This is a genomic window from Paenibacillus allorhizosphaerae (assembly GCF_042659105.1).
In the GTDB taxonomy this organism is placed as follows: Bacteria; Bacillota; Bacilli; order Paenibacillales; family NBRC-103111; genus Paenibacillus_G; species Paenibacillus_G allorhizosphaerae.
The window spans coordinates 1-17,446 of the sequence record NZ_JBHSRV010000035.1 but is presented as its reverse complement, the minus strand read 5'-3'; the positions used below and the strand labels follow the sequence as shown (position 1 = coordinate 17,446).

Genomic DNA, 17,446 nt, shown 5'->3' with positions numbered 1-17,446 from the left:
AGCGACATTCCGTGGTGCACCGTGGTCGTCGTAGTCAGACTAACGGATGGGTTCGTGACACCATAGCGCAACGACCTTCCTCACCAGCCGTAAGAATAGTATAAAACGTCGCACCAAAATTTTCATCATCTGTGGCGCCCGACAGGGCATGGGGGGCTAACGGGCAGATTAGTCTCAACATGTGATCAGATGCGGGTATCGGATGCAGAGCTTCAAATTATTGTTTTCACAAACTCCTTGTGAGAAAATGATGTTAACAATAAGTGAGGTGTCTAATATTGAAAACTATTGGACTTATTGGTGGAATGAGTTGGGAGTCATCTCTTCTCTATTACCAAATCATAAATGAATATGTGAAAGAAAGACTAGGTGGGCACAACTCCGCTAAAAGTCTCATGTATTCGGTAAACTTTCAAGAAATCAAGACTTTGCAGCACCAAGGGAACTGGGGTGAGGCTACAAAAATTATGATTGATTCGGCACAAAAACTTGAAATGGCTGGTGCAGATTTAATCGTTATTTGTACAAATACAATGCATAAGATGGCACAAGAAGTTGAAGGATCGGTTTCTATTCCGTTAATTCATATTGCAGATTCAACAGCGATAGAAATTGTTAAAGATGGAATCAATAAGGTCGCTTTACTAGGCACTGCATTTACGATGGAACAAGATTTTTACAAGGGCAGACTCACAGAAAAATTTGGACTTGAGGTTATTGTGCCAAATGAAGCGGATCGATTGGTTATACATGACATCATATATCAAGAACTTTGTCTTGGAATTATTAAAGAAGATTCTAAGCAAACCTACTTAAAGATCATAAATAATCTTAAGCTGCAAGGAGCAGAAGCCGTTATTCTGGGATGTACAGAAATAACACTACTCATCTCGCAAGATGATTGCAGTATACCTGTTTATGATACAACAAAAATTCATGCTGAAAGTGCTATTGATTTCGCTTTAAGAGGGACCATCCAGGAAAGTTAAGTGAATAAATGATTACTTGTTACGGAGAACGATAGCTTAATAAACAACCAAGACGCGGCTGCCGGTATCGATCGGCAGCCGCGTTACGGCAGATTCACTCAACAAACTGGCACGAATGAACGGCTGATTAAACGGGCTCATGTAATCTTTTTTCGTTCGTTTCCGATGTCACAAATCAGAGCCTAACATCGTTCTATGTGAAATCGGAAAAGGAGCTGAGGAACGATGAACGACTTGACATGTGTCATCATAGGAGGCGGCTATGCAGGGCTACAAGCGCTCAAAGCAATAAAGGAAAAGACCCGGGGCATAGCGAACGGACGGCGGATTCGGTTTGTTCTGATCGATAAGCAGCCCGGTCATTTGCGCAAATTGAGAATGTTTCGTCCGACCGCGGTCGAGGAAGAGATTATGATTCCCTGGAATCATTTAGTTCTAAAAGATTTCGAATTCTTGCAAGGTACGGTTGCGTCCGTGGATAGTGGGGAACAACGGATTCGATATACGGATGTGAATGGAATTGATGCCCGAATTCGTTATGACCTTCTAGTCGTGGCGGTCGGCAGCGTTGTTCGGCTACCGGATCCCGATCAAGGCGGCATCGCCTTGACCGACCCGCAAGCCGCGGCGGACATCCGGGAACACTGGCGTGCCAACCTGCGGAAGGCCACTGACGAGACGAATCCTGAGGAACGCAAGAGACTGATGACCATCGCGGTTGCGGGTGCAGGCATCAGCGGCATTGAGACATCCGCCGAGCTGGCGCTCGCCATGAGGAAGGAAGCAACGACGTTAGGACTGAATCCGTCCGATGCCTCCGTCTATTTGCTGAATGCAAAGGAACGACTGCTCCCGGACGTGTCGGAGAAATTTAGACGGAAGTTGGATCAGCAACTCATCGAATGTGGAGTAACAGTGCTTCACAATAGTAAGGCGCTGCGAGAGGAAGCAGGAGCGGTGACGCTCAGGGGCGGCGATTGTCTGGCAGTTGGCCTATGTATATGGACGTTGGGTTTGATACCCAATCCGGGCCTTAGGGGAATGGGCTTGCCGCTTACTCCTGATGGGAAAGTACTGGTGGATGAATGTTATCGCGTCCAAGGGATGCTGAACGTTTACTGCATTGGCGACTGTGCGGGAATCGTCGATCCGAGAGACGGCAGAGCAACTCAGATGACGTGCTTTGAAGCAGGGGAGCAGGGGTTACGACTGGGGAAAATCGTGATGGCAGATTTGGAGGGCCGTCCGGCTCCAAGTCATCATTCCGCCAAATCGAATATGGATGCTTTCACCATCGCACTGGGGCAAAAAGGGGTATTCTGGATACGCACATGGGGACTCGATATGGTCATGACAGGAAAAATTCCGGGAAGAATTAAGAAGCTGGTTGAGGATACCGCCAGTATGCTTAGATCGAAATGAAAGGAGGGACAGCGATTGGAGGAACTGTACGAGCAATATAAAGCGCTGCTGTTCACGCTGGCTTATCAGATGACAGGCTCCGCGGCAGACGCAGAAGATGCGGTACAGGACGTATTTGCAAAGGCGTGTGACGTACATCCTGAACGTTTGGAGGAGCCGAAGGCGTATTTGTGCAAAATGGTAACCAATCGCTGCCTTGATCTGCAGAAGTCGGCGTGGAGGAGAAGGGAAGTGTATGTCGGTCCGTGGCTCCCCGAACCGATTCGGACGCCGAAGGATGATACGCTCGAGACGACGGTCGTCCGCCGCGATCTGCTGTCTTACGCCATGCTCGTCCTGTTGGAGAGTCTGACGCCGACAGAGCGGGCTGTTTTCGTTCTGCGTGAGGCGCTGGGCTTCGATTATCCCGAAATAGCTGAAGTGCTCGGCAAGAAAGAAGCGAATTGTCGCAAGCTGATGAGCAGGGCAAGAAGCAAGATGGGCATATCCGAGGAGGAGACCGTCGCAGCCAAAGAGGTCGAACTGGAATGGGTTAGCCGGTTCCTCACATCCCTCGAGCAAGGTAACTTAGATCAGATGCTGTCCCTGCTGACCGAAGATGTCACGCTCGTCTCCGACGGGGGCGGAAAAGTACTCGCCTTTACGCGTCCGATACAAACGCGCGATCAAGTGGCCCGAATCCTTGCCGGCGCGTTCGAGGGCATAAAACCATATTATCAGGGAAGTCTTCGCTCGGAATTTGCCCCTCTGAACAGTGAGACCGGTATAGTACTCCGTTCGGGGGACGAAACCGTGGCTGCTATATTTTTACAACGCCGACACGGAAAGCTTGCCGGAATCTACATCGTACGAAACCCGGATAAGCTTACCCGGGTTTAGGCAGACAACTGCAGATTTTTCAATCATGTTAAGGAACCGGGAAACTAAGATTAAAGCGTTCCAATTCTCCTTTTAAGTTTGATGAACACCACATCATTAGACTAACGGGTGCGATAGCTCAAAACAATCATCATGAGGCCGCCGATTGCTTCGTTGGCCTTCTGTGTATATTTATGGAAGTTCGATAATTATCTTGAATTAATTTTTGTTTAATTTAATGAGCAAAAACTGTTGGCAATCCCGTGCCTCGGCGCATTTTTCGCCGATAGACCCGTTAAGCGGAACCATACCATAAGTGACGGCGAAAAATTTTGTTGTGGAAAGTGACCTAACAATACGATCAATATCTTGTTGCTAGATAGGCTTGCCGGCCTTTAAAGATGCGAACCGCCGCTTGCGTCGATCAACTGACCGGTTGTATTATGTTTCACCTATCTAAATCCGAGCCATTTGCTCGGAAGATATTGCCTTGCTTCATTCTTCCGAAACATCAACTGGAAGAATCGGTGTTGGTGTCACTCTTGGTGCCGAGCAAATTAAGCGGAAATATCTATTTCTAAGGGGAGTGGATGAGATCCATAATGGAGGGGGAGATTGAGGATTGAATACAAAGTTACGAAGTTGAAATGTGAAATTTGTTATGCTAGAATAATTTTATAATCGAGGGGAGATGATGAGAATAATGTAATATTTCTTGCTATTTTACGAATGATAAAACATATGCTGTTTTATTCTTTGTTAAGCAAGAAAGTTACTTATTCTCTTCACTCAAATAATTATATCTATTCCCTTAAATGGGTTGGATTCTAGCATTCGTTTATTTGAGCTACAAGAAAGGTAACTTTCTTGTAGCTCTTTATTTTTATGCGATAGTGAATTTTGTAAAAATATCACCACCAAAACGTGGGACTGCAATGTCATCTTTATGCTTTTTTATCTTATTATCTTAGGAGGTTGAAATCGATGTTTGAAGTTGTAAATGTTCATGTGAGCCGTTCATTGTCCGTTGGCACGGTTCACGATGAAACTAAACGGATGCCGGAGCATTATCCATCTGTCGATAGATGCACGTAGCGATTCTAGCTGAAAGCTTCGTGGGTTTTAATATGGTTGGTTAATGTACATGTTAAGCACCAACAAAGGGCTTAAGGCTTTTTCTCCGGCTCAAGAGGAGAAAAAACATGAAATTAACTTCGAAATACGAGATGATTCAACACATATTAGCAGAATTGAAACAACCCGCATATCGGTTCCAACAAATTGCGGACGCGATCTTTAAGCAAAGAATTGGTGAATATGACCGAATGACCGTACTACCCAAGGGTATAAGAAACGAATTAATTATGAGGCTTGGCGAACACGTTTTGAACTTAATCCCTGTCATGCAAAAGACATCCAGACAAGTGAATAAAGTGCTCTTTGCCATTGAGGGTGGTGAACGTGTAGAAGCAGTTCAACTAAGCTATGATCGCGGCTGGAAATCATACTGCATTTCCAGTCAGTGCGGATGCGGATATGGTTGTCGCTTCTGTGCTACAGGTACAATTGGACTGAAACGAAATCTAACTGCTGATGAAATTACCGATCAATTGTTATACTTTCATTTAAATGGTCAAGCCTTGGATAGTGTCTCGTTTATGGGCATGGGAGAGGCGCTAGCCAATCCTAATATCTTCGACACGCTTAAGATTCTAACAGATTCACGAACCTTTGGCTTGGGGCATCGAAGAATTACAGTTTCCACCATTGGCATTTTGCCGGGTATCGATCGTCTGACAAAGGAATTTCCACAGGTGAACCTGACCTTTTCCCTGCACTCTCCGTTCGACGAACAGCGGAGCGAGCTAATGCCCGTTAACCATATATTTCCGCTTCATGATGTGTTGAAGAAGCTGGATCAGCATATTCGTGATACAGGCAGAAAAGTATATATTGCGTATATATTACTTCGAGGCGAAAACGATTCAAATGAACATGCGGAAGCCATTGCTGCTTTGTTAAAGGACAGAGGTCCTTGGGAACATTTATATCACGTCAATTTGATCCCCTACAATTTAACCGACGTGACGCCTGAAAGCTTTCATCAATCGGACAAAGACCGGGTTCAAAGTTTTGTAAGGATTTTAAAGTCAAAGGGAATTCATGTCACTGTGCGAACACAATTCGGAACGGACATTAATGCAGCATGCGGTCAACTATACGGACATAACAAGTAAGATATAAAATTTTATGAAGGAGGGGTAACATGAGTACAGACACGGTTGTTACACATGAATTACTCCGTATAAGTCGTTAATATCCATTAAACTTATACGGAGTTAAATGAGAATAGATGGATATGTACCGACTTTTTATAAAGAAGTAAAGTGTTATAAAAAGGAGGAACCTAACATGTCAATGATTCAAGTACAAAACCTGACATTTTCTTATCCAAGCAGCTTTGATAATATATTTGAAGATGTCAGCTTTCAAATAGATACGGATTGGAAGCTTGGATTTATTGGTCGAAACGGTCGAGGCAAGACAACTTTTTTCAATCTATTATTGGGAAAATATGAATACAGCGGAAAAATTATTTCTTCGGCAGAATTTAATTATTTTCCATATCCAGTCTCGGATAAAAGCAAATTCACACATGAAATATTAGAAGAGATATGTCCTCAGGCAGAAGATTGGGAGTTTCTTCGAGAAATATCTTATTTAGAAGTCGATGCTGAAGTGATGTACCGGCCATTTGAAACATTATCGAATGGGGAACAAACGAAGGTTTTGCTTGCTGCACTTTTTTTGAATGAAGGGCAATTTTTATTAATTGATGAGCCAACCAATCACCTAGATACCCATGCACGAAAGATGGTTTCTAATTATTTAAAAAGGAAAAAAGGATTCATTTTAATTTCACATGATAGAAACTTTTTGGATGGCTGTGTTAACCACGTCTTGTCAATAAACAGAGCCAATATAGAAGTCCAAAGTGGCAATTATTCTTCTTGGAAGCTGAATTTTGATAGACAGCAGGAACATGAGGAAGCAACAAATGAGCGTTTGCAAAAAGACATTGGAAGGCTGCAACAATCTTCAAAGCGTTCAGCCAATTGGTCTGATCAAGTAGAAGCTTCCAAAAATGGTACAACGAATTCTGGTTCTAAATTGGACAAGGGGTATGTAGGACATAAAGCTGCAAAAATGATGAAACGTGCAAAAAACCTGGAATCAAGGCAACAGAAAGCTATTGAAGAAAAGTCAAAGCTGTTAAAAAATGTGGAAAAAACGGAGTCATTACAGTTAAAGTCATTGGAATACAAATCTAAAGAACTAATTCAGTTAATGGATATGTCTGTTATGTATGATGGTGAATTAGTTAATACGCCAATAAGTTTTCACGTTGAACCAGGAGACCGAGTTGTGCTTGATGGAAAGAATGGTAGTGGAAAAAGTAGTATTTTAAAACTAATCCTAGGGAAGCCACTCCGGCATACAGGTACTTTGAACGTTGGTTCAGGCCTTGTCATTTCTTACGTACAACAAGATACCTCTCATTTAAAGGGAAAGTTATCTGACTTTATTGAAGAAAATCAGATTGATGAACAGTTATTTAAATCCATTCTACGAAAAATGGATTTTGACCGTATCCAGTTTGAAAAAGATATATCCCACTATTCTGGCGGACAAAAGAAAAAGTTGCTTATAGCTAAAAGTTTATGTGAAAAAGCACATTTATATATTTGGGATGAGCCACTAAATTTTATTGATGTTTATTCACGTATGCAAATAGAAGAGCTTATTCAAAGCTTTAATCCAACCATGGTTTTTGTTGAGCATGACCAGACATTTCAAGAAAAAGTGGCTACGAAAACGGTAGCCTTATAGTTATACTTGGTGCTTTGCATATTGTAGTCATTTAGATACTGAAAAGTAAACCCGCATTCCATTTGTTCTGGAGCGGGTTTTTTAATATTTCCTAATGGATTACACGAATTGGAAATGGATGAGTTATGAAAGATGTCGGGTGACAAGAACATTATCTCATTAAGGGCCGCGTAAATCGCTGCCTTTTTGTTTTATGGGATAAGGTTCTTGTCAAAACCCAATGAGAAGAACCTTACCCCATTCCCGATTTTGACAAGAACATTATCTCATTCCCGACGGATTGCAGGAAAGTGGAGACCATAACGATTAAGCTCCCTCTGTAAATAAGGATTTTCTCACGAATGCTCGCTCATTCGCAGGATTTCAAATGTATGTTTAAATAGGAGTATCAATGAGTGGATAATGTGGGCCAAGAAGTCACTTTTAAGAGCATGCGGGACAGAAGGTGTCAATAAATTTACAACATCTTCCATTACAACATATACTGCACGCCTCTCTCCACTAGGTCCCTTGGGATTCACTCTCCCCAGCTTTCCAATCAGTTTTCATCATAGACTGCATTTTCGTCATTCGTTTCACTTGGGTATTGTATGCATGCATGGCTTGGAATTCCCCATTGAAAGATAACAAGTGAAACACAGTAAAGTACAAATGCTTACGTAGTAATGAGTTTCCTCGTTTGGTGAGCTTAATTTGCCCTTTATACTTGCCAGAACTACGTTCGGCCAAGTTCAATCCTGCCTTTCGCAATAACTGATTTCCGTGAGACTGCTTACGTAAGTCCCCGCCAAATGCTAAGATGGCAGCCGTTGCAGGAACGGAAACACCGGCAGATCGAACGAGATCTGAACAGGGGATTTCGGGCAGTAGCTTTTCAATCATCCCGTTCGCTTCATCAATGATTTTACAGATTATGTCATAGTGCCTCAGTTCCCATTTGTCTTCTTCAAGGGCAGTAGCGTCTCCAACGCTATGCCTAGCGAGTGCTTGAAGCTCTATCGCTTTGTTTCTACCTCGCACCCCGCCAGGTCTAGTCATGTACTCTCCCCAAATCTGCACCATTTGCTCCGGAGATAGCTGCAATAAGTCAGAAGGGGCTGGAAACCGGCGCAAAGTGGCCAATGAACGATCGCTAAAAATATCATCAAATGCTTGTCTGTATTCTGGAAAACGGATATCCAGCCAGCGGTGGATTCTGTTCTTAATCCGTCCGGATTTAACAACCCAGTGCTCTCTGTTTGTAACCATAACCCGTATGCGGCGGAATGCTTCATCCTTTGGAGAGAAGGGCGTGTAGAACCCACGACTCACTGCATCGGCAATGACCAAGGCGTCCTTTGGGTCATTCTTGGAAGGAGAGTTATCTCTGTTTTCCTTATTGCGTTTGGTCGTCATTGGATTGACAAGAACAACATCAATACCTTGTTTCACTAACCAGTTGGCAATATTGAACCAGTAGTGACCTGTACTCTCCATTCCTACAACAACGTCGTTCATGCCGTGCATCTTCTGTAATTTCCGAATGCTATGCTCTAAATGCTCAAAACCGGCAAAGTCATTCGAAAATAGAATGGGGCGCTTGGTGAGGACAATACCTCGAAAATTAATAGCTTGTGCAGCATGTTTCTCCTTGGCGATGTCGATGCCTATGACCAGAGAGAAAGTGGAAATTCGTTCTACACGTTGATTTTGAGACTTATTTAGAATAGACTTCATGATAACGCCTCCTAAGGTGAGTTCTGAGGTCTGCAGCCCAGTACACACTCATCCTAGCGAGGTGTTCTTTTTTCTGCAAATTGAATCTGTTAACACCTACAGGAATGTTAAAGGAGAACGATAGCGCAGAAAACGCATTAACGAGGCCGCCGCGGGATCGATCGGGCGGCCCGTTAAGCTAACTGGCAGGATATTTCAATCGATTCTCGAATATTTTCTGAGTTGGATAATTTTATGAACTTTGTGAATATAACGTTATCTGAAAGATATGCAATGATTATTTTTTGAAGGGATGATTAAATTGAAGCAAGGGATATTAGTTTTTCTAAATGGAACTTCAAGTTCCGGAAAGACCTCCATATCGACTGAACTGATAAATCAGAAAGAGATTCTTTTTTATCATTTATCAATTGATGATTTTTTTAATAATTACAATGATTTTATTAATAATAAATTTCCAGATGAACCTACAAGAGAAATAGATCATCAAGTTGTCTCACAAATACTTGATGATTCCATATTCTCAGTGTACCATTCGACAATTAAATTGTTATCAGAAATGGGTTTTAATGTAATAGTAGATACCGTAATCGACAATAACAAGAGGTTTAATGAGTTTCTTGATCAATTTTTCGATCAGCCTACGATATTTATAGGTGTAAGATGCTCGAAAGAAGAACTCATAAGAAGAGAGCAAACAAGAGGAGATAGACAGATTGGACTAGCAGCTTCACAGTTTAGCAAAGTATATTGCTTTAATGAATATGACCTTGAAGTAAATACTGAAGAGTTGAGTCCAACAGAGTGTGCCGAAAAAATATTAAGTTTTATTAAGTCCGATCAGGATTACTCTGCATTTAAAAAATTAAGTAAAAGAGAGATTAGTGTTTCATAGTAAAGCGAATCCATCAGATAACAACATATTCAAGCATTGGGGCTATTGACCCTCGGTCCTTAAGCTAACTGGGAACGATAGTGTGGAGCTTCCGCGGGGACAGCTCCTTTTTGATGACCATTGAAGTAACGGGCAGAATTGTTTAATTTACCATCCTTCGTTAAATTAAATTTGTATTCGGTCAGGCCAGGACTGTGCACATTAGCAATCCATGAGAAACCGGACATGCTGTTGGATGATAAAATGTAGACATAAAGGAGGGCTGCATATGGAACGTGTAATCTTGATGATGAATGTGCAAGAAAACCAGGGAGGAGAGTCGGTCGCATGGCAAAGATCGTTTTCGCATTGAACCAGTCTCTGGACGGATTCGTCGACCACGACCACCCGGCATTTCAGCCCGACCCCGTGCTATTCCGTCATTTCATCGACGACGTGCGCGGCCTGGCGGGCAGCCTGTACGGGCGCCGCATGTACGAGACCATGCGGTATTGGGACGGAGACCATTTTGAATGGGATGCGCCGGAACGGGAATACGCAGCGGCGTGGCAAAGCAAACCGAAGTGGGTGGTGTCGAGGACGTTAAAGTCCGTCGGTCCGAACGCTTCTTTGATCGAGGGCGACCTCGCAGCGGCCATACATGGGCTGAAGGCTCAGCATGAAGGGGAGATTGAAGTTGCCGGGCCGGAGTTGGCCCACAGTCTAACGGAGCTCGGTCTCGTTGATGAGTATCGACTCTATCTCCATCCAGTCGTGCTGGGTCACGGCAAGCCGTTCTTCGCCGGTCCGCGGCCGCTGCTGCGCCTCGTGGCAAGCGATCGAATTGGCGAGCAGGTGATCAGGTTGACCTACGTTCCAGCTTAGTTGGGCGGTTGACCCAGCGGCCTAAAGGGCACGTTACTTTAATAGGGATTCTCCGGCTGTAGAGGCAGTCAGAGGATCCCTTATTATTTAAAATTTGTTCAGTTATGCGAAATGGCATAGTTATTTATGGAATTGACGATTGACCTAACGGGAGACGTTAGTTCAGTAACAGCAGCGGTAGTCTAAGGAGACTGTATTTTCCAGTCCAAGACTGCCGCTGCTTTATTTTGAAATTTATTTTTCGGTGCATGTGAGAAGAAACTTTGGATGATCGAGATCAAGGACGTAAAACTAGAGGGGTGAAGTGGGAAATTGCATCGCGGAATTGAAGGTTTTAACTGGTTTCGAACGCTTCCGGTACTGGTAATCTGTGTAAAGCTTTAATATCTTGAAGCGGAGGAAGCCCGAAGTGCCGACGGTATTCCCGGCTGAATTGAGCCGGGCTCTCGTATCCGACTTCTAGCGCGGCGGCCGTCGCGTTCGCGGAGCCGTTCAGCATGAGGCGTCTCGCTTCCTGGAGACGAAGCTGCTTCTGATATTGCAGAGGAGCCATCGTCGTGACAGCTTTGAATTTGTGATGAAGTCCAGATACGCTCATGTTGGACGATCTCGCAACCTCTTCGATTGTAAAAGTTCGGTTGTAATTCTCCTTGATCCATTCAATGGCTCTGCTGATCCCCTCGTTCTGCTGGTCCATGAAGACTCGTTGTACAAACAAGTGCCCGTAATCTCCCGTAAGCAAGCGGAAAATCATTTCGCGTTTGATCAGCGAAGACAGGAAGCGAATCTCCGCCTCGGGTTTGCCTCGCAACTCCAACAGCCGGATGAATAAGAGCAGCAAGTGCTCATCGGATTTGCCTACATAGGCTCCGGGGCCCATCTTTCGGTTTGGCGGTTTCACATTGATTTCAGCTTCCGTCATGACAAAGGCAATTTCTTTCGGCGTTAAATCAATGCATAAGCCGATATACGGCGATTGCCGCGTAGCGCCGACGACTTGACCGGAGGCCGGAATATCAAACAACGAGACCAAATAGTCGCCACCACCATAATTGATCGTGTCTTGACCAAGATGGAGCTTCTTGGAACCTTGTAGAATCATGCAAAAAGATGGTGTGAGAACGCCGGGCATCATCGTCGTCGGCCGGTTGCGCCGAACCAGCGAAAAAAAGGGGACAACCGTCTCTGTTCGCCCCTCTGCAAGATTAAGGAAATCTACCATATCCAATAATTGATCTAAATTCGATTGCATGGGAGTCTTCCCCCCGTTCTTATTTTTACACTCCTATTATACACCCTTCCCCGAAGAGCGCCAACCAGTTTATCGAATTATTAGAATTCCCGTTTTGCAGTATTGAGCAATTTTTAAGCAGGAACGAGCTATTTCGCGAAAGAGATTCGTGCGAAAATATCGTTAGAACAGGAAAAGGAGGTTACCCTCTTGAATGAACATTCGAAACGGATCATTCTGGTGATGATCATCACCAGTCAGCTGATGATGGTGCTCGACGGTTCCATCTTGATTACAGCGATACCTGAAATCGGCCGTACCCTTCATCTTTCGACGGCTGTATTGACTTGGGTGCAGAACGCTTATATTTTGGCGTTCGGCGGCTTCCTATTATTGGGAGCTAGAGCGGGGGACATCTTTGGAAGGAGAAGAACATTCAGCGCAGGGATCGTCTTGTTCTCGCTGGCATCGATGCTCGCAGGCTTGGCGCCGTCTTCTTCATTTCTACTTGCCGCCCGCACTTTGCAAGGATTGGCGGCAGCGATGGCGACGCCGTCAGCGCTCGCCTTGTTGTCTGTTACCTTCTCGGAAGCCCAGGAGCGGTTGAAGGCGATCGCTGTTTACAGCGCAGTATCGGGAGCCGGAGGAAGTGTCGGCTTGATCGTTGGCGGATTGCTTACGGACGTGATTTCTTGGCGCGCGGGGATGTTCCTCAACGTGCCGATCGGCATCGCTCTGCTCCTTATGGTGCCCCGGTATATGCAGGAGACAGATACGAAAAAGGGGCATCTGGATATCATGGGAGCTTTGACATCAGTAATCGGCATGACGGCGCTGGCATTCGGCTTTGTCCAAGCCGCGTCTGTCGGGTGGGGAGCACCGGAAGTATGGGGCTCGCTTGCTCTTGGAGGAGTTTCGCTAGCGGCTTTCGTACAGATCGAAGCATGGGTGAAAGAGCCGATTACACCTCTTCGCTTGTTCGCGAGCCGAACGCGATCCGGAGCTTATTTGGGGAGGCTGTTGCTCTTATGCGGAAATTATCCGATCTTTTTCTTCGTCCCGCAATTTCTGCAGAACGTCCTTCATTTTGATTCATTGGAGGCAGGACTTGGGATTATGCCGTTCACGGCAGTTCAGTTCGGGATGATATATGCTATGCCTTCGCTCGTAGCCCGATTCGGGAACGCTAAAGTATTGATTTTCGGATTGGTAATCGCGATCGCCGGAACAAGCTGGCTGAGTCTCATTTCGGCAGATTCTAGCTTTTTCCCTCATTTGTTTTTCCCGTTGATCGTCATGGGGTGCGGTGCCGGGATGATCTTCCAACCGTTCACGACGTTAGGGTTATCCTGTGTGGAGGCCAAGGATGCAGGAGCGGCGTCAGGGCTCGTCAACGTCGCTCATCAGACCGGATCGTCGCTCGGGCTGGCTGTTCTGATCGCCGTCTTCGAGGCGGCGAATCGACCGGCAGTTACTTCCGGTACATCTTTTGCCCATGCGATCTCCGTCTCGATCGGGGGTTCGATCATTTTCCTGATAGCTTCACTCGTTGCGGTCTTGATCTTACTGCTACCGGCGGATAGAGCGAGCGCAGCGCCCGTCGTGCAGATGGAGCCAGGGCGTTTTTCTCCAAGGGAACAATAAGTTAAGTTTACGGCGGCTGAATAGAATAATGAAAGCTTCCGCTTCAGAACACTTCCAGCTAAAAATTGAACTAACAGATACTATAGTTGAAAAAACCGATGCGGCGCTGCTCCCTTTTTCATTGAAGTACGGGCAGGTTAGCACAATAAGTTGAGGGGACTGATAATGATGATTCCGACTGAATTGGATGGTGCGAAGGTAATTCAACACACATCAAATTCTATGGCAAACCATTATGGGGTAGTAGGAATATTGAGCGACAGCAAAGAAATTTTAGACCAACTTCCCATTACTGCAATGGCAATTTGTCAGTACGAAGAAAGTAATAAATATTATCTTTTTTCTTGTGATACGAAGTGGGAAGTCATTGGAGACTTTGATTTCGATACGCTGGAAGATGCAGTGTCGAGTGCTAAACTAAGCCATAACGTTAATGAAGACGAATGGATAATTATATAATGCTATTCAACGAAACCGATAGCTACATAAACTCACGACGAGGCAGCCGCGGGATTAAAAGGGCAGCAGCCTCGTTGAAGTAACTGGCAGGATAACGCAATTGCATTGTATTATTCTTACTTCAAAAACTATAACATGGTAAAATTATGAAAAGGATTTTGCTTTGGGAGCGCGTGTTTGAATTGAGGTTTTTTAATAATGGGTTGTACGTACTTTATGCAGTTTTACTAGCTGGGATATCTATTTTCACGAGAAATAATTACTTTTATTATGTTAGGATTTGTATTCATGGCTTTGTTGAACATTAACTCTACCTTGCAAAAGATACTTGCAAAAATGGATAATGACAAAGCACCAAAGGGATGATGATTATGCTAACGGGACACGATAGTTCAACACCAAAACGGCTGCCGTGGGGCAGCCGTCATTGTTAAAGGGCAGGATAATTTAACCAAATGCCGAATAGATAGTCTTTGACTTTGAATACTTCGAAAATACCGGATTCCAGGGGCGCTAATGCTGAGGAGGTCTTCATATGTCAGTCCCCTTTGATTGTATTAGTGATTTTATGTTTTTCGAAACGGAGTTGGAACAGTCAGATATTATATTAATTCCAGGAGCAAGTCCTCCTCAATTAATGGAAAGAGCCGCAACATTGTACCTTAACGGTATCGCTCAATTTATTCTACCTTCTGGTGGTACGACCCCTCATGAAACAACCGAATGGGAGTTTCTTAAAAATGTCGGGGTAGCGTTAGGAGTACCTTCAGAATCATTACTTAAAGAAGATAAAGCAACTAATACCTTTGAAAGTGCACGTTTCTCCTTGGAAGTGTTACAGCAACAAGGAATTCACCCAAAAAAGGTTGTTTTAGTTCATTCAAATGATTAAACTAACGGATAACAGTAGGTTCAAGTAATCGATGAGACGAAGAGGGGGAAACCGAAATGAAGACGATCAAGTGCATGATGGACCACCTGTACTGGGCGGACGGACGCATCTTGGACGCACTTGAGGAGAGTGAGACGAAGAACAAGGACCTTCTGAAGCTAGTTCGGCACGTCGCGGTCGCGGAACGAGTCTGGCTGTCCCGATTGCAGGGCAAGGGCAGCGCGCAATATTCGTTGTGGGGGGAAGCGGAAGACCTGACGGCGATCCGGACGATGTTCAAAGAAAACGCCGAGCAATATCGCTTCTATATCGAAGGGCTCGAGGAATCCGAGTTGGACGATATGATCGACTATGCGAACCAGAGCGGGGTTCCGTTCCGAACGTCCGTCCGGGACATCCTGCTGCAGGTCCTCTTACATGGGCAATATCACCGGGGACAGATCAACCGGGCACTTCGGATCGAATCGGCAGAGCCTGTCCAAGTCGATTACATCACGTTCGCGAGGCTCTAACAGGGCCTAATAATCACCATTACTCTGAATGGGATTGGCATTGAACTACCCCGAAAATTTCTCATAGCATTAGATTAAAAAATGGCTATACGAAACTAAGCCCACGATAACCAAGAGAGATGTCGGGTGACAAGAACATTATCTCATTAATTGCCGCGTAAATCGCGGCTTTTTGGTTATATGGGATAAAGTTCTTGTCAAATTTCAATGACAAGAACTTTATCCCATCCCCGACGATGGTTACATAAGATTGTAATGACGGAAGAGTTGTGCCGAAAAGCTTATTTCGACCAATTGCCTTCATCAATCATTTGGAACGAAGTATTAAATGTAAAAGATTCATTCTTAAGCGAAACACCAGAGCTTTACCTCTTCGTAGAGCCGGCGGAACTACCTGCAGGAATAGTAGGTGTCTATTCATTTACAACATATTCCACCCACAAGGTCCTAGGGATTCATTCTCGCCAACGGCGGGATCCCGGGTCAGTCCTTCAGCTTTCCTTGTCGGAGAGGATTTTCGGTAAAATCTTGAACGTTGGGCTTTGGGTACAAGGGTTTTATTTCTCATCAATGAATTTCGGAAGATCATATCAGTTATTCTGATGTTTACACCATTTTTGTTAAAAGAGAATGGTCTGCTTCTCTGTTTACACTTTAGGAAAAATTATTTCATTTACTATCTTTTCCGTTTCGCATAATGTGTATATTTGAAAACCGACGTTAGCAATCTAATCGAGGAGGATTACCAATGAAAAAGCTTTCGACTAAGCTCATGACTCTTGTGCTCGCGCTGCCTATCTTCATGAGTTCAATCACTCCTGCTTCAGCCCAAACAGAATTGTCTGTCACCGCCAAGCTGCCTCAGTTTCCTGTACAAGTGAATGGAATCTTAATCGATACCAAGCACGCCAAATACCCCTTGCTGCTATATAAGGATATTACTTATTTTCCAATGACTTGGGATTATACAAGGGCTTTGGGCCTAAATGTCGGTTGGGACCCAGCCTCAGGTCTGGAGATTAATCAAGATGCTCTCGCTAATGACTGGAGCCAAGATTCCTCCGGCCTGAATGACTTTCAGCATTCTTATGAAGCGGTTTTGCCAACCTATTCAATCAGAGTCAACGGCCAGAGCATCGACAACGCTCAGGAGGAGTATCCAATTTTGAATTTCAGGGGTATTACATATTTCCCGATGACCTGGAGATTCACACACGATACGTTTCACCTGAATACGAATTGGGACGCGATGTCAGGGTTTCAGATAGGCACCTTCGATAAACAAGAGGGCTGGAAAACAACAACACGGGAAGTGGGAACCCAAATACGTGGCGTGCCGTTAAATGTGTATTGGGGCGTTAATCCGAACAACGCGGACACTTCCGAGGATGGCAATGTGATTTTTGATCCGGGAACAACGATGAACTTCCATTTCTCCGCAACCAACATAAAGGATCAGCTTGTGTCTGTCACTAAACCCGTGTCACTCGAAGTTGAGATAAGTCGAGTTCCTGAAGGTGGCTCCGAGTGGGATAAGTCCACACAGGAGCTCGTGTGGACCGGAAGGTTGCCAGTTTTGGAGGGCGATTTCGCTAGCAAAGGCAGCACGAAAACATTAAGTATGTTCTGGGACCAAAAAAATTCGAATGGCGTTCAGGTGCCCACAGGAAAGTATATTACCCGGTTAAAGACACCTATATTCATTTCATACCTTAGCAATAACGAAGATAACTTTGAAGTACTCGATGAAACTTCTGTAAACCGCGGCGGACGCGTATTTATTGTTAAGTAGCATGCCCCTAACTTAAAGAGACAAAGTACTGTAGGACAGAATCTCTTTAAATTGCTTGGATTAAATTTTTTCTGCAAAAATTTGAATACAACAGGAGGAGCTTAGAACAACGGAATGGTAAATAGATGACCAATAAGTGAAATCGTTGCGCTACCCCGAAAATTTCTCATAGCATTAGATAAAAAAATGGCAATACGAAACTAAGCCCAGCTTTTGTGTTTTTTTAAAAACTGTGCTTTCTGGTCTTTATGTGAATGGAGGAGGTTACGACGCGGTTGAGT

General features: G+C 44.5%; 14 protein-coding genes. 12 read left to right on the top strand and 2 right to left on the bottom strand.

Annotation, left to right across the window (positions count from 1 at the left end; translation table 11 throughout):
• The first annotated feature begins 278 nt into the window (after window positions 1–278).
• From ACFQI7_RS36740 to ACFQI7_RS36720, 5 genes are all read left to right on the top strand, one after another.
• Window positions 279–989, top strand: coding sequence for an aspartate/glutamate racemase family protein (locus ACFQI7_RS36740; RefSeq protein WP_218103295.1), 711 nt, complete (start codon window positions 279–281; stop codon window positions 987–989).
• Between the two features lie 225 nt (window positions 990–1,214).
• Window positions 1,215–2,411 (top strand): NAD(P)/FAD-dependent oxidoreductase, encoded by a 1,197-nt coding sequence (locus tag ACFQI7_RS36735; RefSeq protein ID WP_218103294.1) that lies wholly within the window; start codon window positions 1,215–1,217, stop codon window positions 2,409–2,411.
• Window positions 2,412–2,426: 15 nt separating this feature from the next.
• Complete coding sequence (gene sigJ / locus ACFQI7_RS36730; protein WP_218103293.1) at window positions 2,427–3,290, top strand: RNA polymerase sigma factor SigJ; 864 nt, start codon at window positions 2,427–2,429, stop codon at window positions 3,288–3,290.
• Window positions 3,291–4,471: 1,181 nt separating this feature from the next.
• On the top strand, window positions 4,472–5,506 hold the full coding sequence (locus tag ACFQI7_RS36725; RefSeq protein WP_218103292.1) for a Cfr family 23S rRNA (adenine(2503)-C(8))-methyltransferase: 1,035 nt from the start codon (window positions 4,472–4,474) through the stop codon (window positions 5,504–5,506).
• 175 nt (window positions 5,507–5,681) lie between these two features.
• Window positions 5,682–7,160 (top strand): Lsa family ABC-F type ribosomal protection protein, encoded by a 1,479-nt coding sequence (locus tag ACFQI7_RS36720; protein ID WP_218103291.1) that lies wholly within the window; start codon window positions 5,682–5,684, stop codon window positions 7,158–7,160.
• Window positions 7,161–7,661: 501 nt separating this feature from the next.
• Here ACFQI7_RS36720 and ACFQI7_RS36715 read toward each other — a convergent pair.
• Window positions 7,662–8,876 carry an IS110 family RNA-guided transposase gene (locus ACFQI7_RS36715; protein ID WP_230415757.1) on the bottom strand — a complete coding sequence of 405 codons (1,215 nt, stop codon included), beginning with the start codon at window positions 8,874–8,876 and terminating at the stop codon, window positions 7,662–7,664.
• Window positions 8,877–9,177: 301 nt separating this feature from the next.
• On the opposite strand from ACFQI7_RS36715, the gene ACFQI7_RS36710 reads away from it, so the two are divergent.
• Window positions 9,178–9,771: a chloramphenicol phosphotransferase CPT family protein gene (locus ACFQI7_RS36710; protein WP_218103290.1), complete on the top strand. Its 594-nt coding sequence runs from the start codon at window positions 9,178–9,180 to the stop codon at window positions 9,769–9,771.
• A 327-nt stretch (window positions 9,772–10,098) separates the two neighbouring features.
• On the top strand, window positions 10,099–10,635 hold the full coding sequence (locus ACFQI7_RS36705; RefSeq protein WP_218103289.1) for a dihydrofolate reductase family protein: 537 nt from the start codon (window positions 10,099–10,101) through the stop codon (window positions 10,633–10,635).
• 334 nt (window positions 10,636–10,969) lie between these two features.
• Here the strand turns inward: ACFQI7_RS36705 and ACFQI7_RS36700 are convergent, their stop codons facing one another.
• On the bottom strand, window positions 10,970–11,887 hold the full coding sequence (locus ACFQI7_RS36700) for an AraC family transcriptional regulator (protein ID WP_218103288.1): 918 nt from the start codon (window positions 11,885–11,887) through the stop codon (window positions 10,970–10,972).
• A 189-nt stretch (window positions 11,888–12,076) separates the two neighbouring features.
• On the opposite strand from ACFQI7_RS36700, the gene ACFQI7_RS36695 reads away from it, so the two are divergent.
• From ACFQI7_RS36695 to ACFQI7_RS36675, 5 genes are all read left to right on the top strand, one after another.
• Window positions 12,077–13,510: an MFS transporter gene (locus tag ACFQI7_RS36695; RefSeq protein ID WP_230415755.1), complete on the top strand. Its 1,434-nt coding sequence runs from the start codon at window positions 12,077–12,079 to the stop codon at window positions 13,508–13,510.
• Between the two features lie 165 nt (window positions 13,511–13,675).
• The gene (locus ACFQI7_RS36690; RefSeq protein WP_218103287.1) at window positions 13,676–13,969 is read left to right on the top strand and encodes a hypothetical protein; all 294 of its coding nucleotides are present in this window, start codon (window positions 13,676–13,678) and stop codon (window positions 13,967–13,969) included.
• A 535-nt stretch (window positions 13,970–14,504) separates the two neighbouring features.
• Window positions 14,505–14,861 (top strand): YdcF family protein, encoded by a 357-nt coding sequence (locus ACFQI7_RS36685; RefSeq protein ID WP_218103286.1) that lies wholly within the window; start codon window positions 14,505–14,507, stop codon window positions 14,859–14,861.
• 56 nt (window positions 14,862–14,917) lie between these two features.
• Window positions 14,918–15,373, top strand: a complete 456-nt coding sequence (locus tag ACFQI7_RS36680; protein ID WP_218103285.1) for a DinB family protein — start codon at window positions 14,918–14,920, stop codon at window positions 15,371–15,373.
• Between the two features lie 748 nt (window positions 15,374–16,121).
• Window positions 16,122–17,165, top strand: coding sequence for a hypothetical protein (locus tag ACFQI7_RS36675; RefSeq protein WP_218103284.1), 1,044 nt, complete (start codon window positions 16,122–16,124; stop codon window positions 17,163–17,165).
• The last annotated feature ends 281 nt before the right edge of the window (window positions 17,166–17,446 follow it).

Coding starts and splice junctions, on each gene's coding strand:
- ACFQI7_RS36735 (WP_218103294.1), top strand. CDS start 1,215: ATGAACGACTTGACATGTGTCATCATAGGAGGCGGCTATGCAGGGCTA.
- ACFQI7_RS36725 (WP_218103292.1), top strand. CDS start 4,472: ATGAAATTAACTTCGAAATACGAGATGATTCAACACATATTAGCAGAA.
- ACFQI7_RS36720 (WP_218103291.1), top strand. CDS start 5,682: ATGTCAATGATTCAAGTACAAAACCTGACATTTTCTTATCCAAGCAGC.
- ACFQI7_RS36715 (WP_230415757.1), bottom strand. CDS start 8,876: ATGAAGTCTATTCTAAATAAGTCTCAAAATCAACGTGTAGAACGAATT.
- ACFQI7_RS36705 (WP_218103289.1), top strand. CDS start 10,099: ATGGCAAAGATCGTTTTCGCATTGAACCAGTCTCTGGACGGATTCGTC.
- ACFQI7_RS36700 (WP_218103288.1), bottom strand. CDS start 11,887: ATGCAATCGAATTTAGATCAATTATTGGATATGGTAGATTTCCTTAAT.
- ACFQI7_RS36690 (WP_218103287.1), top strand. CDS start 13,676: ATGATGATTCCGACTGAATTGGATGGTGCGAAGGTAATTCAACACACA.
- ACFQI7_RS36685 (WP_218103286.1), top strand. CDS start 14,505: ATGTCAGTCCCCTTTGATTGTATTAGTGATTTTATGTTTTTCGAAACG.
- ACFQI7_RS36680 (WP_218103285.1), top strand. CDS start 14,918: ATGAAGACGATCAAGTGCATGATGGACCACCTGTACTGGGCGGACGGA.
- ACFQI7_RS36675 (WP_218103284.1), top strand. CDS start 16,122: ATGAAAAAGCTTTCGACTAAGCTCATGACTCTTGTGCTCGCGCTGCCT.